This is a genomic window from Dactylosporangium sp. NPDC000244, assembly GCF_040300725.1.
Taxonomy (GTDB): Bacteria; Actinomycetota; Actinomycetes; order Mycobacteriales; family Micromonosporaceae; genus Dactylosporangium.
Genome location: NZ_JBEPEH010000032.1, coordinates 51,567 through 73,894 on the forward strand (window position 1 = coordinate 51,567; position 22,328 = coordinate 73,894).

Below are 22,328 nucleotides of genomic sequence, written 5' to 3' on the forward strand. Positions count from 1 at the left end.
GGCACAGGTTCGCCGGACGTTGCCGGAAGGTGCGGACCGGAGGCTTCGGGGCATGAGCAGTGTGACGCTTCCTCGCGCGGTCGGCGCGGGCGCCCGCAACACCGGCGCCGTCCTCGACGTCGTCATCCCGGTCTACAACGAGGAGGCCGATCTCGGGCCCTGCGTGCGCCGCCTGCACCGGCACCTGGCGGACAGCTTCCCGTACCCCTTTCGCATCACCGTCGCCGACAACGCCAGCACCGACGCCACGGCCGCCGTCGCCCGGGCGCTCAGCCTGGAGCTGGACGGCGTCGAGGTGCTCCGGCTCGCCGAGAAGGGCCGCGGCCGCGCGCTGAAGCAGGCCTGGTCCGCCTCCGACGCGCCCGTGCTCGCCTACATGGACGTCGACCTCAGCACCGACCTCAACGCGCTGCTGCCGTTGGTCGCGCCGCTGCTGTCGGGCCACTCCGACGTGTCGATCGGCACCCGCCTCGCGCGCGGGTCGCGGGTCGTGCGGGGGCCCAAGCGCGAGTTCATCTCCCGCAGTTACAACCGCATCCTTCGTACCACCCTGAGCGCCAGCTTCTCCGATGCCCAGTGCGGCTTCAAGGCCATCCGCCGGGAGGTCGCCGAGCAGCTCCTGCCGCTCGTCGAGGACACCGGCTGGTTCTTCGACACCGAGCTGCTCGTGCTCGCCCAGCGCGCCGGACTGCGCATCCACGAGGTGCCGGTCGACTGGATCAACGACCCCGACAGCCGGGTCGACATCGCCGCGACCGCCGTCGCCGACCTCAAGGGCATCGTGCGGCTGGGCCGGGCGCTGGTCACCGGGAAGGTGCCGGTCGCCGCGCTGCGCAGCCGGCTCGGGCGGGCCCCGCTGGTCGAGGGCGTCCCCGCCGGGATGCTGCCGCAGCTGCTGCGCTTCGGCGGCATCGGCGTGCTCTCCACCGTGGCGTTCCTGGCCCTCTACGCCCTCCTGCGCCCGGCGCTCGGGGCCCAGGCCGCCAACTTCGTGGCGCTGCTGAGCACCGCGATCGCCAACACCGCGCTCAACCGCCGGCTCACGTTCGCCATCCGCGGCAGTGAGGGCGCGATCCGCCACCAGCTCCAGGGCCTGCTGCTCTTCGCCCTCGGGCTGGCGCTCAACGCGGCCGCGCTGGCCGCGCTGAACATGGCCGCGCCGGGGCACGCGCACGCGGCCGAGCTCGCCGTGCTGCTGGTCGCGAACGCGGTCACCACGCTGCTGCGGTTCATCCTGATGCGGGTGTGGGTCTTCCGCGCTTCCTGACGAACCGTGCCTGCCGGCCACGGCGCTTCCCGACAAAAGTGATCAAGTCTGACACGCCGGAGTCGCCCGTACGATACCGTCAAATGTGGTGAAAGCGGGATTTCTTCATGAAGTGCGCGACGGCGTCACGCCGCGCGCGGGTGCGCTGGTCCTCGCGGTCCTGGCCCTGCAGATGGCGTTCATCGCCAGCTACATCGGGGCGTTCCACGAGCCGACCCCGCACCGGATTCCTGTGGCCGTCGCCGCGCCCCCCGAGGCGCTCGACGACCTGGTCGGCAAGCTCGACCGGCTGCCCGGCGAGCCGCTGGACGCGCGACCCGCGTTCAGCGAGGACGCCGCACGCCGGATGATCGACCAGCGCGAGGTGTACGGGGCGTTCGTCGTCTCCAACACCGACGCCACCGATCGGCTCATCGTCGCGAGTGCCGCCGGCGCGAGCGTGGCCACCGTGCTCGAGCAGATCATCACGCCGCTCGAGGACGCCCAGGAGCGCGCCTTCACGACCGAGGACGCTCGCCCGGCCCTGCTCGGCGACGCGCGCGGCCTCTCCGGCTTCTACCTCGCGCTGGGCTGGGTCGTGGGCGGATACCTGGTCGCCCTCGCGGTGAGCATGAGCAAGGGCGCCCGCCCCGCCAACCCGCACCGGGCCCTGGTCCGGCTGCTGTCCCTGGCGGTCTACTCGGCCGTGTCCGGCGTCGGCGGCGCGCTCGTCGCGGGCTCGCTGTTCGGGGCCCTGGACGGCCACTTCGCGCAGCTGTGGTGGTTCGGCGCGCTGCTGGTGTTCGCCGCGGGCTGCTGCACGATGGCGCTGCAGGCGGCGTTCGGCTTCGTCGGTACCGGCCTGACGGTCCTGCTCTTCGTGGTCCTCGGCAACCCGAGCGCGGGCGGCGCCTACCCGGCCCCGCTGCTCCCGCCGTTCTGGCGGGCGATCGGCCAGTGGCTGCCGCCGGGTCTCGGCACCGAGGCGATCCGCGGCATCGTGTACTTCGACGGCGCCGGCGTCCAGCGCGCGGCGATCGTGCTCGGCGGCTATGCGCTCTTCGGCCTCGTCGGCACCCTGCTGGTGGCCCAGATCGCCCAGCCCCGCCAGATCGTGATCACCCCCGGCCAGAGCCTGGTCCCGGCCGGCCGCCGCGACCCGGTGTCGTCGTCCCGCTCGTGACCGAAATGTCGGGCGCTCCGCGCCGCGACATTTCGCATTTATGCCCGACCGGGGTATAAGTCCGATAAGTCGCGGCGCGAAGCGCCCGACTTGTCGCAAATCACGGCATGTCGAACAGCATGCACGTCGAGGTGGCGTGGGCGATCAGCGCGCCGCGGCCGTCGGTGATCTGGGCCTGGGCCAGGGCCGTGCGCCGCCCCTTCGACAGCACCGTTCCCTCGCACGTCAGCACGCCGGAGGCGATCGAGGCCGGGCGCAGGAACTTGGTGGTGAGGTCGAGCGTCGTGTACCCCACGCCCGCCGGCAGGGTCGTGTGGACCGCGCAGCCCGTGGCGGTGTCCAGCAGGGTGGCCAGCACCCCGCCGTGCACGGTGCCGAGGGGGTTGTAGTGGTACTCCTGCGGCTCCAGCGTCACCGTGACGCGCCCCTCCTCGGCGTCGAGGCGCCCGGTGCCGAGCAGGTGCATGATCGGCGGGGCCGGCAGCTCGCCGCGCTGCATCGCCTGCAACAGCTCCAGCCCGCTGCGCCGGCCCAGCTGCTCCGCGTTGAGCATCGGGTCGGACCACGAGAACGTGCGGCTGCGGAGGTCGCCCTCGGTCTGGGTCATGGAGCCAGCGTCGCGGCCCGAGGCTAGGTCTGTCAACAGGACTCAGCCCCGGGTTAGCCTGACTGCATGAGACCTAGGGCACTCGAGTGGTCCGTCGAGAACTGCACGATCGGGCGCGCGATGGCGATCCTCGGGGAGCGGTGGACGCTCGTCGTGCTCCGGGAGGTCTTCAACGGCATCTTCCGCTTCGACGACATGCGGGAGCGCACCGGCATGCCCCGGCAGGTGCTCACCAACCGGCTCGGCGTGCTCGTGGACAACGGGATCCTGCGCCGGGTGCCCTACCGCGAGCCCGGGTCCCGGGCCCGCGACGAATACCGCCTCACCGAGAAGGGCTTCGACCTCTACCCGCTGATCGTCGCCGTCCGCGAATGGGGCGACCGCTACCTCGCCGACCCGGGCGGCCCGCCCCTCGAGACCGTCCATCGCGACTGCGGCGCCCACGTGCACGCCACGCTCGTCTGCGAGGCCGGGCACCACGAGGTCGCTCCCCGCGACGTCGTCCCGCGGCCGGGACCGGGGGCGATCCGGCGTACGCCGGCTGAGGTCTAGTGCTCGGTGTCACGCACCGTGCGTGAAGTACGACCGATCTGTTGACAACGGAACGCTACGCGCTGCCCAACCATGGATCACGGCTAGTCATGAACCCATGGAAGGGGCCCGCATGCCGAGCAGATACCGGAGCGCACTGGGCGCCGCATCTGCCGCGATCCTCGCGATCGCGGCCGGAGCGTTCGCGCCGGGCGGGCCGGCGGTCGCAGCCACCACCCCGACGGCCACCGCCGCCGGCCTGATCCGCGTCATCGTCGAGTACGACGATCCCGACGCGGCCGCCCTCGCGGTCTCCCGCGCCGGCGGCAAGGTCGGGCGGCCGCTGTCCGTCGTGAACGGTTTCGTGGCCGAGGTACCAAGTCAGCGACTGTCCGCACTCAAGACCGCGCCCGGCGTGCGCGGGGTGACCGTGGACGGCACGGTCTCCCTCTCCGCCGCCCGATGGCGCGCCGACGGCGACTCCAACTCGATGTTCAGCGTCGTGCGCGCCACCGGCGCCCTCGACGTATGGAAGAAGCTCGACTCGACCGGCCGGAACATCGCCGGCACGGGCGTCGGCGTGGCGCTCATCGACTCCGGCGTCTCGCCGGTGACGGGCCTCAACGACACCACCCGGATCATCAACGGCCCCGACCTGTCGTTCGAGTCGCAGGCGTCCAACCTGCGCTACACCGACACGTTCGGCCACGGCACCCACATGGCCGGCCTCATCGCCGGGCGCGACCCGCTCACGAACCTGCTGACGGTCAGCGACCCGAGCAACTTCACCGGCATGGCCCCGAACGCGACGCTGCTCAGCGTCAAGGTCGCCGCCGCCGACGGGGCCACCGACGTGTCCCAGGTGATCGCCGGCATCGACTGGGTCGTGCAGCACCGCAACGACCCGGGCCTGAACATCAAGGTCCTCAACCTATCCTTCGGCACCGACTCCAACCAGGACGAGAAGCTCGACCCGCTCTCCCACGCGGTGGAGTCGGCCTGGAAGAAGGGCATCACCGTGGTCGTGTCCGGCGGCAACGACGGCACCACCCGCAGCAACCTGTCGATGCCCGCGGTGAACCCGTACGTCATCGCGGTCGGCGCCGCCGACTCCAAGGGCACCGAGTCGCGCGCCGACGACGTCGTGGCCGACTTCAGCAGCCGCGGCAACGCCACCCGCTCGGTCGACCTGACCGCGCCCGGGCGCTCGATCGTCGGCCTGCGCGACCCCGGCTCGTACGTCGACGTGAACTACCCGACCGGGCTCGTGCCCGGCGACACCACGGGCCGCTACTTCCGCGGCAGCGGCAGCTCCCAGGCCGCGGCCATCACCTCCGGCGCGGTCGCGCTGCTGCTGCAGCAACGCCCGTCGCTCACCCCGGACCAGGTGAAGAAGCTGCTCACGAGCACCGCCGACGTCATGCCCAAGGCCGAGAAGCTCGGCAGCGGGGCGGGCGCGCTGAACATCAAGCGGGCCATCGACGCGCCGACGCCGTCCGCGGCCGCGGCCGCCCAGAGCTGGGTGGCGTCCACCGGGGCCGGCTCGCTCGAGGCGTCCCGCGGCACCGCCCACGTGGCCGACCCGACGAGCGGCGTCGAGCTGACCGGCGAGAAGGACATCATGGGCAAGGCGTGGAACGGCACCACCTGGGGCAAGGCCGCCACGGCCGGCACCGCGTGGAGCGGCGGCACGTGGAACGGCGCGGCCTGGACCGGCACGTCGATGAGCACCGGCCAGTTCCCGGGCCTGCCGACGGCCAAGACCTGGAGCTCGGTCACCTGGTCGGGCACCAACTGGGACGGCCGGACCTGGAGCGGGCGCACGTGGAGCGGCGCCACGTGGGACGGGCGCACATGGAGCGGCCGAACTTGGTCAGGAAACACCTGGAGCGGCCGAACTTGGAGTGGGAGCTACTGGTCCAGCTCCATCTGGCAGTAACACCGCACTAACCGTACAAACAGGGCGATGATGACGAAAGTACGCGGTTGGGGTCGCCCGGATGCGCGGGTCGCGACGCTCAGTCTCTGGCTGGGCGTCGCGACCGTCGCGGCCCACGCGCTGCGTGTCCGGACCGTCGGCCTCCCCGCCGCTCCCGATGTGGTGCCCCTCGCGATCCTGCTCGTGGCGTTCGCGCTGACCGAGGGCTTCGCGATCCACGTCCGGGTGCGCCGCGGCGGCCACGCGATGAGCCTCAGCGAGATCCCGATGGTGCTCGGGCTGCTGTCGGTCGACCCGACGCTGCTGCTGTGCGTGCGCCTCATCGGCGGGGTCGTGGGCCTGTCCGTCCTGCGCCGCCAGCGCGGCGTCAAGCTCGGCTTCAACATCGCGCTCCTCGGGGTGCAGACCACCGCCGCGACCGTGCTGCTGCGCATGCTCGCCGGACCCGTGCTGCCCAGCGGGCCCCAGGAGTGGCTGTACGTCCTGATCGCCATGCTGCTCTCCGACGTGATCGCCGCGGTCCTCGTCACCGCCGTGATCGCCCTGCACGACGACCCCAGCGAGTGGCGCCGGCTGCCCAGCACCCTGCGGGGCCTCCCGCTCGTGGCCATCACCACCAGCATCGGGCTCATCAGCGCCCTCGCCATCGAGCGCGACGCCCGCGCCATCGCGCTGCTGGCCGTCGTCTGCGCCGTCACGTACCGCGCCTACCGCGCCTTCGTCCACCAGAGCCAGGGCCACCAGCAGGTGGAGGAGCTGTACGCGTTCACGCGCGCCCTCGACGGCCCGCTCGACACCCGCGGCGTGGCCCGGATCGTGCTCGAGCAGGCCCGCGACCAGCTGCGCGCGGAGCGGGCCGAGCTCATCATCCCCGACGCCGGCGGCGCCCACGTGCGGCTGCGCATGCACGGGGCGAACATCTTCGAGATCGGCACCGCCGAGGCCCTACCCGAGACCGCGTGGTGGCAGCCCGCCCGGGGCGGCGAGCCGGTGCTCGTGGCCAAGGGCAGCCGCGTGATCGGGTCCGTCGAGGACGGCATCGCCGTGCCGGTACCGCTGAACGACGGCGAATCCGGCGTGCTCCTCGTGGCCGACAGCCTGCCCGACATCCCCACCTTCGGGGAGCAGCACGTGCGGCTGTTCCAGGCGCTGGCCAACCACGCGAGCCTCTCGCTGACCAAGGCCCGGCTCCTCGACGACCTGCGCCGCGAGGTCGCGCAGAAGGAGCACCTGGCCAACTACGACCCGCTCACCGGCCTGCCCAACCGCCAGCGCTTCCAGGCGCTCACCGACCGGCTGCGCTCCGCCGGCACCCCCGTCGCCGTGCTCCTGATGGACCTCGACCGGTTCAAGGACGTCAACGACGCCCTCGGCCACGACGTCGGCGACCAACTGCTGCGGCTCGTCGGCGAGCGCCTCCAGGAGCGGCTCGGCGACCGCGGCACGGTGGCTCGCTTCGGCGGGGACGAGTTCGCGGTACTGCTGCCGAACATCCGCACGCGCGAGGTCGCCATCGCCGTCGGCGACGACCTCGGCGCCGCGATGGAGCACCCGATCCCGATCGGGCACCTGCGGCTCAACGCGCGCTGCAGCATCGGCATCGCCCTCGCGCCCGAGCACGGCCACGACGCCAAGACGCTCATCCAGCGCGCGGACGTGGCGATGTACGTGGCCAAGACGACCCACACCGGCGTGCGCGTCTACACCAGCGACGACGACCGCAACAGCCCGCGCCGGCTCGCCATGGTCGCCGACCTGCGCGAGGCCATCCAGCGCCACGACCTCGTCGTGGTCTTCCAGCCCAAGCTGTCCACCGCGACCGGCGCGGTCGTCGGCGCCGAGGCCCTGGCCCGCTGGCACCACCCCGAGCACGGCTTCGTCCCGCCCGACGAGTTCATCCCGCTCGCCGAGCACTCCGGCCTCATCCGCCCCCTGACCCTGCACGTGCTCGAGGTCTCCCTGCGCCGGTGCGCTGCGTGGCGGCGCGCGGGCCACGACATCCACGTCGCCGTGAACCTCTCGCCGAACTCCCTGCAGGAGTCGGACCTGCCCGACATCGTGGCCCGCCTGCTCGGCCAGGCCGGCGTCCCGGCCAGTGCCCTCACGCTGGAGATCACCGAGAGCAGCATCATGGCCGACCCGACCGGCGCCCTCGTGATCCTCGACCGGCTGCACGCCCTCGGGGTGAAGCTCGCCATCGACGACTTCGGCACCGGCTACTCGTCCCTGGGCCGCCTCCGCGAACTGCCCATCCACGAGATGAAGATCGACCGCTCCTTCGTGCAGCGCATCGCCGTGGACCATCGCGATCGGGCGGTGGTGCGCTCGGCCGTGCAGCTCGGCCACGCCCTCGACCTGATGGTGGTGGCGGAGGGCGTGGAGGACGAGGAGACCCTGCACCATCTGCGGCAGGAGGGCTGCAACCTGGTGCAGGGCTTCTACATCTCCAAGCCGCTGCCCGCGGACGAGTTCGCGAACTGGCTGAGCGCGCGCGTCGGGGTCGCCTGAGTTCTCCTACTCCCGCACTTGGCATAACGTTCCGGTTCATGTGCACCGTGCTCCTCCGGTTCGACCCCGACGCCACGTGGCCGGTTCTCCTGGCCGCGGTCCGCGACGAGTACCTGGCCCGCCCGTGGGAGCCCCCGGCCGAACACTGGCCGGGCCGCTTCGGCGGCCGGGACAGCACCGCGGGCGGCACCTGGCTGGCCGTGGACCCGGCCCGCCCGAGCGTGACGGCCCTGCTGAACGGCTACCCGCCGCTCCCGCCGGCCGGCGACCGCCCGACCCGGGGCTCGCTGCCGCTGGCCCACTTCCCGCCGGAGGACGACGTGCTGCGCTCCTTCGACGCCTTCCACCTGGTGCGAGCCGAACCGACGGAGATCGCGGTGACGTCGTGGGACGGCGTGCGGGTGACCCACACCCTGCTCGAACCGGGCAACCACGTGATCGTGAACCAGGGCATCGACGTCAACGCGTTCGCCCCGCTGGCCACGGCCTCCGCTGCCGACCCCAAGCCGGGCCTGCCCTCCGCGCAGGCCTGGGGAGACTGGCTGGACCTGCTGGCGGGCGGCGAGTTCACGGGCGCGGCCGAACGCCCGCTGCTGGTCCGCAAGGAGGTGGCGGGGCTGCTCTACGGCTCGGGTTCGGCGGCGCTGGTCGCGATCGGTGAGCCGGGCGTGCGCTACGACTTCACCGCGAACCCCGGCCCGGAGGCGGCGTGGTCGGAGATTCCGCTACCGAACTGATGGCAGGCCGGCCGCCTCGAGCGACGACTGCCACAGGCGGGCCGCACGGTCCCGGCTGGTCGAGCGCGGGGTGGCCGGGAAGAGCTCGCGGCGGAAGTAGTATCCGCCGGGGACGAGTTCACTCGCCGGAGCGTCGGCCAGCCACCGCAGCGTGTCGGCCGCCCGGTCCGGCGTGGTGAACAGCACCGGGACGAGCTTGCCCAGCATGAACAGCGGGCTGCTCGACGCGAACCGGCTGCGCACCAGGCCCGGGAAGAACGCGGTGGGCAGCACGCCGCCGGGTGCCCAGCGGTGTGCCGCCTCGCGGGTGAAGAGGATGTTGGCCTGCTTCGACGAGCCGTACGCCAGCCAGCGCGCCCGGTGCGCGAGGGAGGCCCGGAGCGGGTCGTCGACGTCGAGGACGCCCCAGGCCTCGGCCAGCGACGCGGTGGTGATCAGCCGCGAGGTGCCCGCCGCGCGCAGGTGGTCCTCGAGCTCGTGGGCCAGCAGGAACCCCGCCAGGTGGTTCACGACCAGGGAGCGTGGGCCGCGGTACAGGCCGCCGGCGTTGTTGACCAGGACGTCGATCCGGTCGCAGGCCGATCTGACCTCCGCGGCGGCCCGCCGGACCTGGTCGAGGTCGGCGAAGTCGGCCCGCACGGGGACGGATCCGGGCAGCTGCGCGGCGGCCGCGGACAGGCGGGACTCGTTGCGCCCGAGCAGGATCAGGCGGTCGCCGGCCTCGGCGAAGCGGCGGGCCGCGGCCAGGCCGATGCCCGCACTGGCCCCGGTGACCACGACCGTCCGGGGCATGCTCACGGCCTCTTCGAGTGGCGTATCGCCGTCAGGACCACCCACGCCGAGACCGCGACCAGGGCCGCCCGCTCCATCACGCCCGTGAACAAGGAGCGGCCGGCGAAGAGGATGCCGGCCGCCGAGAGCAGCAGCGGGGGGTAGGCGACCGCGATCCCCAGCCGGCCGGTCCAGCGGTCCGGCGGAGGTCGCAGGGAGTACAGGAGGATGGCCAGGGCGCACAGCAGCAGCGCGGCGATCGCGGCCGCGGCGTGGACCAGGTCGCGGGTCGCCGGGGACTCGTAGGGCGGCAGCGGGCAGCCGGGGCTGCAGTGCACCGCGCTCGACACGGCGGCCAGCGGGGCGGCCAGGGCCAGGGAGGCGGCGATCAGCCAGCAGGACCGCCGCGCCGGGACCGCCAGCAGGGCCAGCGACAGGGCCAGGAACAGCATGCTCGCCGCGTACAGCCCCGCGTGCGGGGCGCCCGGGACGCCGGACTCCGACACGTAGGTCGCCGGCGGCGAGGTCGCCACCGCGGCCGCCAGGCCCGCGGCGCCGGTGCAGCCCGTCGCCGCGGATGCCGTTGCGGACCAGCGGGGGATCATCGCCCCAAGACTAATGGTGATGTTGGTGGACCACCGCGTGGCCGCGGCCCCGCGCGATCAGGAGGCGGTTCACCGGGACCGTCACCGCGAAGGCCAGGACCAGGGAGATCAGCAGGCTCAGCCAGAACCGGACGTCGGCCAGGCCGGCGTCCATGGCGCCGGGGATGGCCAGGACCACGCCGTTGTCGACCAGCTCCATCGTGGCGATCGACGCCGTGTCCGCGGCCAGGACCACCGGCAGGGCCGCGCGCAGGGTCAGGCCCGCCGACAGGACCGAGCGCAGGGTCAGCGCGTAGCCGAAGGCGAAGGCCAGGGCGATCGACACGACGATCGTCGCGGTGTTGCCCCAGCCCAGGGCCGTGCCCAGGACCATGCCCAGGACCTCGCCGATCGCGCAGCCGGTCAGGCAGTGCAGCGTCGCGGTCACAGCTTGTCGCGTCAGGGATTCCATGACATCGGACTGTATACCCCCCAGGGGTATGTGCCAAGTAAAAACGGTGTGTCTCGATGTTTTAGGGCCTTCTGCCAGGGGCGCGACGGCCCTACCGTCTCTGTATGGAACTGGAGCTGCGGCATCTGCGGGTCGTATGCGCGATCGCGGACGCCGGCAGCGTGACCAAGGCCGCGTCCGTGCTCGGGCTCGCCCAACCGGCGCTCACCGCTCAGCTGCAGCGCATCGAGCGCGCGCTGGGCGGGGCGCTGTTCGAGCGGGACCGGCGCGGCGCGCGGGCAACGCCGCTGGGGGAGCTGGTGCTGGCCCGGGCCCGGGTGCTGCTGCCGGCGGTGAAGGGACTGCAGGACGAGGCGACGCGCCTGGCCAGCGCGGCCGAGCCGGCGGGGCGGTACCGGATCGGGGCGGTCAACGGCCCGATCCTGGGCGGTCTGGTGCACCGGATCACCAGCAACCACCCGGCCGCCCAGATCACCACGCACGCGTCCTGGTCGGCGTCGGAGCTGGGGGATCTCGTGCTGGCCGGAAAGCTGGACTTCGTGCTCGTCGGCGCGTGCGGGGACGCACCGCCGGTGACCGACCGGGGGCTGGCCTGGCGCGTGGTCGCGGCCGATCCCGTCTTCCTGCTGCTGCCCGAGGGGCACGAGCTCGCGGGGCGGGACGAGGTGGAGCTGTCGGAGCTGGCCGAGGCGCAGTGGGTGGCCGCGCCCGGGGACGGGTGCTTCTCGGCGTGCCACGCGGCGGCCTGCGCGCGGGCCGGGTTCACCCCGAAGGTGCTCTTCGAGACCGAGGTGCGCGGGGCGATCGACCTGATCGAGTCCGGGGATGCGGTGGGCCTGTGCCAGGCGACGCTGCGGCCGATGGCGGGGCTGGTCACCGTGCCGATCGCGGACGCGCCGCTGCACTGGCGGCAGATGCTGGGCTGGCTGCCCGACGGTCCCGCGGCGGATCTGGCGGGCCAGGTTTGGGCGTACGCGATCGAGTCCTACGCGGATGCCGTCCGGCGCAACGAGCGCTACACGAACTGGCTGGGGCGGCATCCGGACCGCAGGGGGCTCACGCTGTGAGCCCCCTGCGTCGCGGAACGCGGCGGCGAGCCGTCAGCCCGTGAAGGTCGCCGTGATCTGCGTGAACTGCCAGGTGTTCTGGGCGATGCCCGAGCAGTTGGACACCACGCCGCCGCCGGCGCAGCCGCGGTCGCGGTTGACCGACCAGAAGGCCAGGCGGGCCAGGTGGTTGTTCTGCGCGTAGTCGCGGATCTGCTGCCACTGCGCGGGGGTGGTGTTCTCCTGCTGGTCGGACAGGCCGTTCATGCCGGAGATGCCCATGTGCTTGTAGGCGGTCGCGTCGTCCCACCCGAAGGCGGACTTGAGCATGGTCTTGAGGCCCTCGGAGGCGCTCACCGTGCTCTGGTACATGTTCGCGCCGCCGCCGAAGTCGAACGGCATGATGGTGAAGACGTCGATCCCGGCGCCGGTCGAGGCGGCGCGGCTGATGAGCTGCTGCGCGTAGTAGCCGGGGCCGGTCGTCGCCGTGCCGAAGGTGACGATGACCTTCAGGCTCGGGTTGTTCTGCTTGACGATCTTGAGCGCGTCGACGATCCGGTTGCGAACGGTGTCGTTCTCGAACTCGTCGGTGTTCTCGATGTCGATGTCGATCGCCTTGAGGCCGTAGGCGTTGATCACGGTCTGGTAGGCGCCGGCCAGGGCCTGCGGGGTCGAGCAGTTCGGGCCGAGCTTGTTGCCGGACCAGCCGCCGAAGGACGGGATCACGTCGCCGCCGCCGGCCCGCACCTGGTTGATGACGGTCTGGTCCACGCCGCCGGTGAGCGGACGGCTGCCGTCCCACGCCGGGTTGCAGCCGCCGCTGGCGAGCACGAACGCGAGCGTGAACCACTTGATGCCGGTCGCCGACTGCACGGTCTGCGGGTTCGGCGGGTCGCCCCACTGGTACAGGTACGGGGCCGCCGCGCCGCCGGCCGGCGGGTTGGTGGTGCCCCCGGTCGTGGTGGCCGTGATGCTGTTCGACGCCGCGGACTCGCCCTGGGCGTTGTACGCCTTGACCGTGTACGTGTGCGTCGAGCCCGCGGTCAGGCCGGAGATCGTGGTGCTGGTCGCGGTGACCGTGGCCTTCACCGTGGTGCCCTCGTAGACGCGGTACCCGGTCGGGCTCCCCGTCGAGGCGTTCCACGCCAGCGCGAGGCTGGTGTTGGTCGTGGCCGTGACCCGCAGGTTGCCCGGCGCGCCCGGGGCGCCCGGCGTCGTGGTGCCGCCGGAGCAGGAGGCGCCGTTCAGCGTGCAGTTGGCCGGGTCGCCGCTGCCGGCGGCCACGAAGCCGAAGCTGGCCGTGCCGCCGGGGGCGATCGTGCCGTTCCAGCTGTTGGTGACGACGATGTGCCCGGTCGAGCCGGTCCGGTTGCTGTCCCACGAGGAGCTGATGGAGGTGCCGGAGGGCAGGTCGAACGCGACCGTCCAGCCGTTGATCGTCGACCCGGTGCCGTTGGTGATCGTGTACTTCGCCTCGTAGCCGGTGCCCCAGGTCGAGGTCTTCGTGAACGTCGCGGTGGCGGCCGCGGCGAACGCCGGCGTTTGTGAGATGACGGTGGCCGCGGCGGTCGCCAGGACGGCCGCGATCACCCCGATTCGCAGTCTCCGCACGATGGTCCTGCCTCGGGTAGAAGGGGGTTAGGGCGCCCTTGGCGGGGAAGATTACGCGAAGGTTTGTTAACAGTAAAGGTCCCGATCAATCACTTGCCAGGACGGATACGCTCTGCTCGTGGAGGAAGCTAGGGGCGCGCTCGTTCAGGAGGCGGCCCGTCGCTGGCGGTCGCAGCTGATCGACCTCGGCGGCCGCAACACGCTGCTGTACTACCGCGACCTGCGCGCGGGCACCCTGGACCTGACGAGCGCCGATCCGGTGGCCCAGCAGGCGCTGCTGGGCGGGCGCACGCTGCCGCTCGGCCAGCTGTTCCCGGAGCCGGACGCCCACGCCGCCGCGATCAAGCGGGCCCGCACGATCCGCAACAAGGCCCGCGAGCTCACCGAGGAGCGGGGCATCGAGACGTGCTTCGCCGCGATCGGCAGCGCCACCTGGACCCCGGCCCCCGGTGCCGGGGCCGCGCCGGCCGCCCCGGTGCTGCTGCGCTCGGCCCAGCTGCGTGCCCGCGGCGCGGCCGAGGACGACTTCGACCTCACCCTGCAGGGCGACCTGGAGCTCAACCCGACGCTGCTGCAGCTGCTCGAGGAGGACTTCGGTATCCGCGTCGACGCCGACGAGCTCGAGGAGCTGGTCAGCTACGCCTCCGGATTCGATCCCCAGCCGCTGTACGAACGGCTCGCCAAGGAGACCGCCGGGCGGGTCCGCGGCTTCGCCGTCACGCCCCGGTTCGTGCTCGGCACCTTCTCCTACGCCAAGCTGCCGATGGTCACCGACCTGCGGGTCGGCGCCCGGGCGCTGATCGAGCACGACGTCATCGCGGCCATCGCCGGCGACCGCGACGCCCAGGCCGCGCTGCGCCCGGCGTCGGGCATCGCCGTGCGCGACCCGGACTGGATCCCGCCGGAGGACGAGTTCCTGGTCCTCGACGCCGACTCCTCGCAGAACTACGCGATCAACGCCGTCCTCGCCGGCCAGCACAGCGTGATCAAGGGCCCGCCCGGCACCGGCAAGAGCCAGACCATCGCCAACCTCATCGCGTCGCTGGTCGCCCAGGGCAAGCGGGTGCTGTTCGTGGCCGAGAAGCGCGCGGCGATCACCGCCGTGACCGACCGGCTGACCCGGCGCGGCCTGGGCAACCTGGTGATGGACGTGCACGACGGTACGACCTCCAGGAGAAAGGTCGCCGCCGACCTCAAGGCCGCGTTCGACTCCGCGGCCCGCATCGCCCAGCCCGACCTGGCGGTGCTGCACGAGACGCTGACCGCCCGGCGGGCCGCGCTCAACGACCACGACGAGGCCATGCACCAGATCCGGGGCCCGTGGGGGATCTCGGCGTTCCAGGCCCAGACCGAGCTGATCCGGCTCAACGCGCTCGTCACCCCGATGACCGCCGTCCGGCTGCGCGGCCCCGTCCTGGCCGGCCTCGACGAGGCGGGCGCCCGGCGCATCCGCGAGCAGCTGCGCGACTACGCCACGGTCGGCGGGTTCGCCCTGACCGAGCAGCAGTCCGGCTGGGTCGGGGCCGAGGTCCACACCCCGCAGGAGGCCCAGGCCGCCTTCGAGCTCGCCGAGCGCCTGTCCGGGCGCACGCTGCCCGAGACGCGGCCCGCGCTGGAATACGTCGCGGCCCAGACCGGCCTGCCCCGCCCGTCGAACGTGACCGGCTGGCGGGCGCAGTTCGCGTTCCTCGAGCAGATCGCGGCCACGCTCAGCGTCTTCCGGCCGGAGGTGTACCAGGCGGATCTGAGCCCATACCTGCGGGTCGCGGACCTGGGCTGGTGGGCCCGGCGCAAGCTGCGCAAGCAGGCCGCCGGGCTCTGGCGCGGCGGCGGGACCCCGAGCGCCGAGCAGCTCTTCGAGGGCCTGGCCGTGGCCCACCGCCAGCGGGAGCAGTGGGGTGGCGTGCCGCGCCTCCCCGACGAGCTTCCCCGCGCCCGGGCCGCGTTCGACGCGCTCGACCGGGAAGTGCAGGAGCTGCAGCGGTACTGCGTGCACATCCCCCTGCTCACCATGGACCTCGACCGCCTGGCCCGCACCGCGCAGGCCCTGGCCGCCGACGAGCGCACCCTGCGCCGGGTGCCCCGCCTCAACGAGCTGGCCGACGCGTTCGCCCGGGCCGGCCTGCACGAGCTGGTGGACGACCTCCAGGCCCGGCGGGCCGATGCCGACCAGGCCGCCGCGGTCTTCGACGCCTGCTGGCTCGCCTCGATCCTGCAGCACCTGAACTTCACCGACCCGCGGGTGGGCGCGTTCGACGGGCCCCTGCACGCGCGGACCGTCGCCGAATACCGCGACGCCGACCACCGCCACATCGACGCCACCGCCACCCGCGTGCTGCGGGCCGTGGCCGAGCACATCACCAAGGTCCGCGACGAGCACCCGGACGAGAGCCGCCTCGTCGAGCACCAGGCCAACCTGAAGCGCCGCCACCTGCCGATCCGTCAGCTCTTCGCGGCCGCCCCGCACATGCTCACCGCGCTGCGGCCCTGCTGGGCGATGAGCCCGCTCGTGGTCTCCCAGCTGCTCCCGCCCCAGGCCGACCTGTTCGACGTGGTCGTGTTCGACGAGGCCAGCCAGGTCACGCCGGCCGATGCCGTGCCCGCCCTGCTGCGCGGCCGGCAGGTCGTGGTCGCCGGCGACGAGCACCAGCTCCCGCCGACGTCGTTCTTCACGGCCGCGGAGGAGAGCGGCGGCACCGATCCGCTCGGGGTCAACGCGGACGGCTCCATCGACCTGTCCCTCACGTCCGGATACGAATCCATCCTCGACGTGCTGAGCGCCCTGCTGCCCGGGTACCTGCTGCGCTGGCACTACCGCAGCCAGGACGACCGGCTGATCGGGTTCTCCAACGCCCACATCTACGAGGGCTCCCTCGTCACCTTCCCGGGCGTCGCGGGGGAGGGCAGCGTCGCGCACGTCCACGTGTCCGGCGCGGCCGACGAGTCCGCCCCCGACTCGGTGACCGCCGAGGTCGACCGCGTGGTGGAGCTGATCCTGCAGCACGCCCAGGTCCGCCCGAACGAGTCGCTGGGCGTCATCACGATGGGCATCACCCACGCCGAGCGCATCGACCTGGCCCTGCGCCGGGTGCTGGCGGCCCGCCCCGAACTGCACGCCTTCTTCACCGAGACGGCGGCGGAGCCCTTTTTCGTCAAGAACCTCGAGCGCGTCCAGGGCGACGAGCGGGACGCGATCATCCTGTCGATCGGCTACGGCAAGAACGCCCAGGGGCGCCTGCTGTACCGCTTCGGCCCGCTCCTGCTCCCAGGCGGGGAACGCCGGCTGAACGTGGCCGTGACGCGGGCCCGGCGCCGGATGACCCTGGTGAGCTCGTTCACCGCCGCCGACATGGACCCGGCCCGCTCGACCAGCGACGGGGTGCGGCTGCTGCGCTCCTACCTGGAGTACACCGAGTCCGGCGGCACCTCGCTGAGCCCCGCCGCCGCCGAGCGCCCCGCCCTGGGCGCCTTCGAGGCCGACGTCGAGCGCCGCCTCACGGCCGCGGGCGTCCCGGTGACCCCGCGCTTCGGCGTGGCCGGCTTCGCCATCGACTTCGCCTGCGCCCATCCCACCAACCCGAACGAGATGGTCCTGGCCATCGAGACGGACGGCGAGGCCTACCACGCCGCGAGCACCGCCCGCGACCGCGACCGGCTGCGGCAGGAGCAGCTCGAGCGCCTGGGCTGGCGCTTCCACCGCATCTGGTCGACGGACTGGTTCGCCGACCCGCAGGCGGAGACCGCGCGCGCCCGGGCCGCCTACGACGAGGCAGTGGCCGCGGTGGAGGCCCGCCGCACGAACGAGCCGACGGTGGTCCTGCACCTCGACGAACCGGAGCCGGACCGCCCGTCCTCGCCCCGCCCGGAGTTCGAGCCGGGCCGCCCGATCGCCGAATACCCCCACGCCCTCCTCGTGGACCTGATCCGCTGGATCGAGTCCGACACGCTGCTGCGCACCGAGGAGCAGGTCGTGGAGGAGGCGCGCAAGCAGCTCGGCTTCAAGCGCGGCGGCTCGCGCATCAACGCGGCCCTGACGGCGGCCCTGGAGGAGGCCCGCGGCGAGTCCTCGTCCGCGCCCGACCCGGCACCGGCCCCGGACGAGCCGGACGAGGACCGCACGCGCGTCCTGCCCGTCCAGCAACCCGAGACCGACTGACGCTCCGAGGCGGCCGCTAGTCGAGGTCGACGTGGGCCAGGGAGCGCTCGGTCAGGCTGCCGAACCACAGCCGGTCGCCGGACTGGCGGACGCCGGTCAGCATCGGGTAGTGGCCCGCCGGGCTGTGCAGCGTGCGCAGCACCGTGCCGTCCGCATCCACCAGGGCCGCGATCGTGTGCTTGCCCGGCCGGGGCTGCAACCACGTGGGCAGGACCGCGACCGCCTTGCGCACGCGGGGGTAGGGCAGCAGCCGCTCCGCGATCGCGACGCGCGGGCTGGCCAGGGCGATCCAGAAGGTGCCGTCGCCGACCGGGGACATGTTGTCGGGGTAGGCGGGCAGGTCGGTGAGCACGGTGGCGGTGCCCGAGGGCAGGTCGATGCGCGTGAGGCGGTGCGCGACCGTCTCGCACACGAGCAGGGCCGAGTCGTCCGGGGTCAGGGCCACGCCGTTGGGGAAGTACAGCCCGGAGGCCACGACCGTCGTGGTGCGCGCGGCCGGGTCGTAGGCCAGCACGCGGCCGTTCGGGCGGTGCTCCAGCAGATCGCGGCGCCAGTGCGCCAGCGGGAAGCGGCTCGAGGAGTCGCTGAAGAAGACGGTGCCGTCCCGGGCGATCGCCGCGTTGTTGCAGAACAGGATCTCGGTGCCGGCCGCCGAGCGGGTCAGCTCCCGCACGGCGCCGTCGCGGGTGAGGCGGAGCAGGCCGTGGTGCGCGTCGCAGACGATCAGGGAGTCGTCGCCCGGGTCGTGCTCGATGCCCAGGGGACGCCCGCCGGTCTCGGCCAGGCGCTCGAACGCGCCGTCGCGAAGCCGCCAGACGACGCCCTCGTGGCTGCCCGTGAAGACCGCTCCGGACGGGTCGACCGCCACGTCCTCGGGGGCGTGCCCGGACGGGAGCGGAACGAGCACCGCCCGGTCGATGCGGGTGTCGGCGGGCGACCACGGGCCGGTCAGCTTCGGCGGCGTCGTCGCCGGGAGCGTTGCACCGTCGATGAAGAAGGGGCGCGGGACACTCATGCGATTGAGTGTCCCGCGCCGGGGGCCGGTCAGGCAGTGGCCGTGAAGGTGTAGGAGCCGGACGGGAGGTAGTAGGTCGCCGCGGCGGTCGGGACCGCCTGGGCCGGGGCGCTGATCGAGGCCGCGTTCGACGTCGGGACCTTGACCGTCGCCGTCGTGCCCGCCGGGATCGTCACCCGCAGAGTCAGGGTGCCGCCGGAGATGGACCAGTCGCTGACCGCACCGCCGTACGGGGTGTCGTACGACGACTTGGCCGAGGTCAGGCCGCCGCCGGGCTGGGGCGCGATCGTGAGCGCGCCGTAGCCGGGGGACGCGGGGGCGACGCCGCCGACCTGGCGGTACAGGAAGTCGCCCACGGAGCCGAGGCCGTAGTGGTTGAAGGAGTTCATGCCCGGGTCGTTGAACGAGCCGTCGGTGCGGATGCCGTCCCAGCGCTCCCAGATCGTGGTCGCGCCCTTGTTGATCATGTAGCCCCAGCCGGGGAAGCCGGGCTGCGTGAGGATCTGGTAGGCGGTGTCGGCGTGGCCGTTGTTCGCCAGCACCGGCAGCAGGTTCTCCACGCCGAGGAAGCCGACGGAGAGGTGGCCGCCGGTCGCGGCGACCTTCGCGGCGAGCTTGTCCGCCGCGGCCTGCACGCGGTTGGTGGGCAGCAGGCCGAAGGCGAGCGCGAGGACGTACCCGGTCTGCGTGTTGCCGCTGACCGTGCCGTCGGCCGCCACGAACCGGTTCGTGAACGCGGCCGCGACCTGGTCGGCGAGCTGCCCGTACGAGGTCGCCTCGGCGGTGCGCCCGGTCGCCGCGGCCATCCGCGAGACCAGCCGCGCCGACCACGCGAAGAACGCGGTCGAGATGACGTCCTGGGCGGTGTTGTCGTTGACGTTGAGCCAGTCGCCGTAGGTCGACACGTTGCGGATCAGGTCGCTGCCCGAGGTGGCCCGCAGGTAGTCGACCCACTTGGCCATGGCCGCGAAGTGCTCGTCGACCACGCGCACGTCGCCGTAGCGCTGCCAGAGGGTGTACGGCACGATCACCCCGGCATCGCCCCACCCGGCGGTGCCGGCCCCCGCGGACACGCCCGGAGCCACGTCGGTGAACGCCCCGTCGGCGTGCTGCGCGTCGGTGAGGTCGTCGGCGAACTTGTCGAGGAAGCCGTGCACGTCGAGGTTGAACGTGGACGTGGCCACGAACGCCGCGATGTCGCCGGTCCAGCCCAGCCGCTCGTCGCGCTGCGGGCAGTCGGTCGGGATCGAGAGCATGTTGTCGCGCTCGCCCCACAGGATGTTCTTCGCCAGCTGGTTGAGCATCGCGTTGGACGTGGTGAACGTGCCGGACTGTGCGCCGCTCGTCCACGCCGCGCGGCCGGTCAGCGTGTCCGCGGTCGGGGTGAAGCCGGACGGCAGGCCGGTGAGCTCGACGTACCGGTACCCGTGCACGGTGAATCGGGGCTCGTAGGTCTCGGTGCCGGAGCCGCTGAAGGTGTACCGATCCGTCGCCGCCGCCCCCCGCAGGTTCGCCGTGTAGATGGTCCCGTCGGGGTTGAGCACCTCGGCGTGGCGCAGCTGCACCGTGGTGCCGGCCGGGGCGCTCATCGTCAGCCGGTCCCAGCCGGTGAAGTTCTGCCCGAGGTCGAGCACCCACACGCCGGGCTGTGGCTGGGTGATCGCGACCGGCCGGAAGTCCTGCTGGACGGTGACGCCGTTGTCGACCTGCGCGACGAGGTTGGGCTTCGCGCCGCCGCGCACCGCGACCGAGGACCACGCGGCGTCGTTGAAGCCGGCGCCGTCCCAGCCCGCGATGGCCATGCGGTTGTCGTAGGTCTCCCCGCCGTACAAGTCGTCGGATCGGATCGGGCCCGTGGTGACCTTCCAGGTGCCGTCGGTCTTGACGGTCTGCGTGGTGCCGTCGGTGAACGTGATCACCAGCTGGGCGGAGTACCACGGCTGGGTGCCGTAGAGCTGGCTGCCCGCGAAGCCGACGTTGCCGGAGTACCAGCCGTTGCCGACGTAGGCCCCGAGCGCGTTGGCGCCCTGGCGGATCTGCCCGGTGACGTCGTACTCCTTGTACTGCAGCCGCTTGTTGTAGTCGGTCCACCCCGGCGCGAGCACGTCGGCGCCGACCTTGGCCCCGTTGAGCCGCGTCTCGTGCAGGCCGAGCGCGGTCGTCAGCAGCCGCGCCGACGCCACCGCCTTGCTCACCGTGAAGCCCTTGCGCACCAGCGGCGTCGGCTTGACCACGAGCACGTTGGAGCCCCACGGCCCGGTTCCGTAGGCCGCGATCGCCTGGGCCGCGGGCCACGCCGAGTCGTTGAAGCCGGTCGTGTTCCAGCCGCTCGGGTTCGTGGTGCTCGACTTCCACGCGGCGTCGCTGGTGATCGTCGGCCCACCGGCGACGGTCAGCTTGGCCAGCACGCCGGCCGGCGACTGCGTGGTGTTCTGCGCCGAGATGGCGATGGTGTTCGTACCGCTGGTGAGCCGCCCGGCCAGGTCGAGCGTCGCCGCCCGCTTCCACGAGTCGGTGACCCGCGGCGAGGAGCTGGCCTGCACGCCGTTGACCCACACGTCGGCCGTGTCGTCGCCGGTCACCACGAGCGTCGCGCTCGACGGGGCGCCGGTCAGGGTGAAGGTGCGGCGGAAGTACCGGGTCGCGGCGGGCACACCGGCGGCGGGGTCGCCCTCGGGGTACCAGATCCACGTGGCCCCGGAGACGTCGGCGCCGGTCGCGGGCGCCCCGACGAAGTCCGCGGTCCACTCGGAGGCCGGGCTGCGCAGCGCCGTCTCGAACGACTGGGTCGCGGACCAGGCCCCCGCGCGGCCCTGCGTGTCCCAGGCCCGCACGCGCCAGAAGTACCCGCGCATGCTCGCCAGCGCCGGACCCGCGTACGCGACGTCGACCTGGTTGCTCGAGGCGACCCGCCCGCTGTCCCACACGTCGGCGGTGTTCGCGCTGGTGGTGGAGACCTGGATCTGGTACGCCCCCTGCTCCTGCTGCCCCGCGGCGGCGCTCAGCCTCCACCCGAACAGCGGCCGCGCGGCGTCGACGCCGAGCGGGTTGACCCTGTGCTCGACCGTCGCGCTCGCGACGCTCAGCGGCGAGGCGGCGTTCGGGTCAGGCAGCACGACGGACGAGTTCCACGGCGAGGACCCGTAGAGCCCCAGGTCGGTCGCGGCCGCCCAGCCGCCGTCGCCGAAGCCGGGCTGCTCCCAGCCGGCCGGAGCGCTCTGCGCGGTCTTCCAGCTCGCGTCCGTGACCAGGTCGGCCTGGCCGCCCGCGGTCACCACGCGCACGTGCCCGAGCACCCCGGCCGGCCCCGCGGTGGTGTTGCGGGCGGCGATGGCCAGGGTGTTCGTGCCGCTCGTGAGCGCGCTCTGCAGGTCGACGTAGACGGCGTTCTTCCAGGAGTCGGTGACCCGCTGCGAGCCGGCGAGGGGCCGCCCGTTGAGCCAGACGTCGACCGTGTCGTCACCGGTGACGACGAGCTGGGCGTCGCTGACGGCACCGGCCGCGACGGTGAAGGTCTTGCGGAAGTAGCGGGTCGCGGCGGGCACGCTGACGTGCGGGTCGCCCTCGGGGTACCAGATCCAGTGCGCCCCGGACAGGGCGACCGGTGTGGCCGCGGCGGCCGGGGACGGGGGCGCCACGAGTATCAGCGCGGCGAGCGACACGAGCGCGGTGGCGGCCGCGCGCGTTCGTTTGTGCAGGGGCATGGCGGGCTCCCTCGGTTGTGAAACGTTTCATTAAAACGTTTCATATGCACATAGTGCGCCCACTGTAATGAGACGATCGTCGATACGCAATGCCGCCGCCGCACAACCGGCGACCAGGAACCGAACATTTTCGAAAGTCGATGCCGATCCATGGCTCGGGTCGGTGCCGGCATCGCCCGGCGGGGAGCCCGCGCGAGCAATCCGGGCAAACGTCGGAC

At 72.7% G+C, this 22,328-nt stretch carries 15 protein-coding genes; 8 read left to right on the plus strand and 7 right to left on the minus strand.

Translation table 11 applies throughout. The features are described from left to right. Positions 1-52: 52 nt before the first annotated feature. Complete coding sequence (locus tag ABT369_RS38110) at positions 53-1,267, plus strand: bifunctional glycosyltransferase family 2/GtrA family protein (protein WP_350619745.1); 1,215 nt, start codon at positions 53-55, stop codon at positions 1,265-1,267. Positions 1,268-1,379: 112 nt separating this feature from the next. Next, positions 1,380-2,429, plus strand: coding sequence for an ABC-2 transporter permease (locus ABT369_RS38115; RefSeq protein WP_350619746.1), 1,050 nt, complete (start codon positions 1,380-1,382; stop codon positions 2,427-2,429). 100 nt (positions 2,430-2,529) lie between these two features. Here the strand turns inward: ABT369_RS38115 and ABT369_RS38120 are convergent, their stop codons facing one another. After that, a complete protein-coding gene (locus ABT369_RS38120) occupies positions 2,530-3,036 on the minus strand; it encodes a PaaI family thioesterase (RefSeq protein WP_350619748.1) in 507 nt (168 codons plus the stop codon). A gap of 66 nt (positions 3,037-3,102) precedes the next feature. Between ABT369_RS38120 and ABT369_RS38125 the strand changes: the two genes are divergently transcribed. The 4 genes from ABT369_RS38125 (at position 3,103) to ABT369_RS38140 (ending at position 8,751) form a co-directional block, all read left to right on the plus strand. Next, the gene (locus tag ABT369_RS38125; protein ID WP_350619749.1) at positions 3,103-3,588 is read left to right on the plus strand and encodes a winged helix-turn-helix transcriptional regulator; all 486 of its coding nucleotides are present in this window, start codon (positions 3,103-3,105) and stop codon (positions 3,586-3,588) included. A 112-nt stretch (positions 3,589-3,700) separates the two neighbouring features. Continuing rightward, positions 3,701-5,506 (plus strand): S8 family serine peptidase, encoded by a 1,806-nt coding sequence (locus tag ABT369_RS38130; RefSeq protein WP_350619751.1) that lies wholly within the window; start codon positions 3,701-3,703, stop codon positions 5,504-5,506. A 27-nt stretch (positions 5,507-5,533) separates the two neighbouring features. Beyond that, the gene (locus ABT369_RS38135; protein ID WP_350619753.1) at positions 5,534-8,014 is read left to right on the plus strand and encodes a putative bifunctional diguanylate cyclase/phosphodiesterase; all 2,481 of its coding nucleotides are present in this window, start codon (positions 5,534-5,536) and stop codon (positions 8,012-8,014) included. 38 nt (positions 8,015-8,052) lie between these two features. Further along, entirely contained in the window at positions 8,053-8,751 is a 699-nt protein-coding gene (locus ABT369_RS38140) for an NRDE family protein (protein WP_350619755.1), read from the plus strand. On the opposite strand, the gene ABT369_RS38145 is transcribed toward ABT369_RS38140, so the two are convergent. The 3 genes from ABT369_RS38145 to ABT369_RS38155 are packed head-to-tail and all read right to left on the minus strand — an operon-like array spanning position 8,740 to position 10,578. After that, positions 8,740-9,543 carry an SDR family NAD(P)-dependent oxidoreductase gene (locus ABT369_RS38145; RefSeq protein WP_350619927.1) on the minus strand — a complete coding sequence of 268 codons (804 nt, stop codon included), beginning with the start codon at positions 9,541-9,543 and terminating at the stop codon, positions 8,740-8,742. The two genes, ABT369_RS38140 and ABT369_RS38145, sit on opposite strands and share 12 nt — an antisense overlap. Before the next feature lie 2 nt (positions 9,544-9,545). Further along, entirely contained in the window at positions 9,546-10,127 is a 582-nt protein-coding gene (locus ABT369_RS38150; RefSeq protein WP_350619757.1) for a DUF998 domain-containing protein, read from the minus strand. 10 nt (positions 10,128-10,137) lie between these two features. Beyond that, positions 10,138-10,578: a DUF4396 domain-containing protein gene (locus ABT369_RS38155; RefSeq protein ID WP_350619759.1), complete on the minus strand. Its 441-nt coding sequence runs from the start codon at positions 10,576-10,578 to the stop codon at positions 10,138-10,140. A gap of 104 nt (positions 10,579-10,682) precedes the next feature. On the opposite strand from ABT369_RS38155, the gene ABT369_RS38160 reads away from it, so the two are divergent. Continuing rightward, complete coding sequence (locus ABT369_RS38160; RefSeq protein WP_350619761.1) at positions 10,683-11,645, plus strand: LysR family transcriptional regulator; 963 nt, start codon at positions 10,683-10,685, stop codon at positions 11,643-11,645. 33 nt (positions 11,646-11,678) lie between these two features. Here the strand turns inward: ABT369_RS38160 and ABT369_RS38165 are convergent, their stop codons facing one another. After that, the gene (locus tag ABT369_RS38165; protein WP_350619763.1) at positions 11,679-13,235 is read right to left on the minus strand and encodes a cellulose binding domain-containing protein; all 1,557 of its coding nucleotides are present in this window, start codon (positions 13,233-13,235) and stop codon (positions 11,679-11,681) included. Between the two features lie 118 nt (positions 13,236-13,353). Between ABT369_RS38165 and ABT369_RS38170 the strand changes: the two genes are divergently transcribed. Next, entirely contained in the window at positions 13,354-17,391 is a 4,038-nt protein-coding gene (locus ABT369_RS38170; RefSeq protein ID WP_350619765.1) for a PDDEXK-like endonuclease domain-containing protein, read from the plus strand. Between the two features lie 16 nt (positions 17,392-17,407). On the opposite strand, the gene ABT369_RS38175 is transcribed toward ABT369_RS38170, so the two are convergent. Continuing rightward, positions 17,408-18,406 carry an SMP-30/gluconolactonase/LRE family protein gene (locus ABT369_RS38175; RefSeq protein ID WP_350619767.1) on the minus strand — a complete coding sequence of 333 codons (999 nt, stop codon included), beginning with the start codon at positions 18,404-18,406 and terminating at the stop codon, positions 17,408-17,410. Positions 18,407-18,435: 29 nt separating this feature from the next. After that, entirely contained in the window at positions 18,436-22,110 is a 3,675-nt protein-coding gene (locus ABT369_RS38180) for a family 78 glycoside hydrolase catalytic domain (protein WP_350619769.1), read from the minus strand. Positions 22,111-22,328: the final 218 nt, after the last annotated feature.

Excerpts from the sequence above, each read along its gene's own strand:
- ABT369_RS38145 (WP_350619927.1), bottom strand. The coding sequence starts at position 9,543 with ATGCCCCGGACGGTCGTGGTCACCGGGGCCAGTGCGGGCATCGGCCTG.
- ABT369_RS38120 (WP_350619748.1), bottom strand. The coding sequence starts at position 3,036 with ATGACCCAGACCGAGGGCGACCTCCGCAGCCGCACGTTCTCGTGGTCC.
- ABT369_RS38130 (WP_350619751.1), top strand. The coding sequence starts at position 3,701 with ATGCCGAGCAGATACCGGAGCGCACTGGGCGCCGCATCTGCCGCGATC.
- ABT369_RS38140 (WP_350619755.1), top strand. The coding sequence starts at position 8,053 with ATGTGCACCGTGCTCCTCCGGTTCGACCCCGACGCCACGTGGCCGGTT.
- ABT369_RS38125 (WP_350619749.1), top strand. The coding sequence starts at position 3,103 with ATGAGACCTAGGGCACTCGAGTGGTCCGTCGAGAACTGCACGATCGGG.
- ABT369_RS38180 (WP_350619769.1), bottom strand. The coding sequence starts at position 22,110 with ATGCCCCTGCACAAACGAACGCGCGCGGCCGCCACCGCGCTCGTGTCG.
- ABT369_RS38110 (WP_350619745.1), top strand. The coding sequence starts at position 53 with ATGAGCAGTGTGACGCTTCCTCGCGCGGTCGGCGCGGGCGCCCGCAAC.
- ABT369_RS38150 (WP_350619757.1), bottom strand. The coding sequence starts at position 10,127 with ATGATCCCCCGCTGGTCCGCAACGGCATCCGCGGCGACGGGCTGCACC.
- ABT369_RS38135 (WP_350619753.1), top strand. The coding sequence starts at position 5,534 with ATGATGACGAAAGTACGCGGTTGGGGTCGCCCGGATGCGCGGGTCGCG.
- ABT369_RS38155 (WP_350619759.1), bottom strand. The coding sequence starts at position 10,578 with ATGGAATCCCTGACGCGACAAGCTGTGACCGCGACGCTGCACTGCCTG.
- ABT369_RS38175 (WP_350619767.1), bottom strand. The coding sequence starts at position 18,406 with ATGAGTGTCCCGCGCCCCTTCTTCATCGACGGTGCAACGCTCCCGGCG.
- ABT369_RS38160 (WP_350619761.1), top strand. The coding sequence starts at position 10,683 with ATGGAACTGGAGCTGCGGCATCTGCGGGTCGTATGCGCGATCGCGGAC.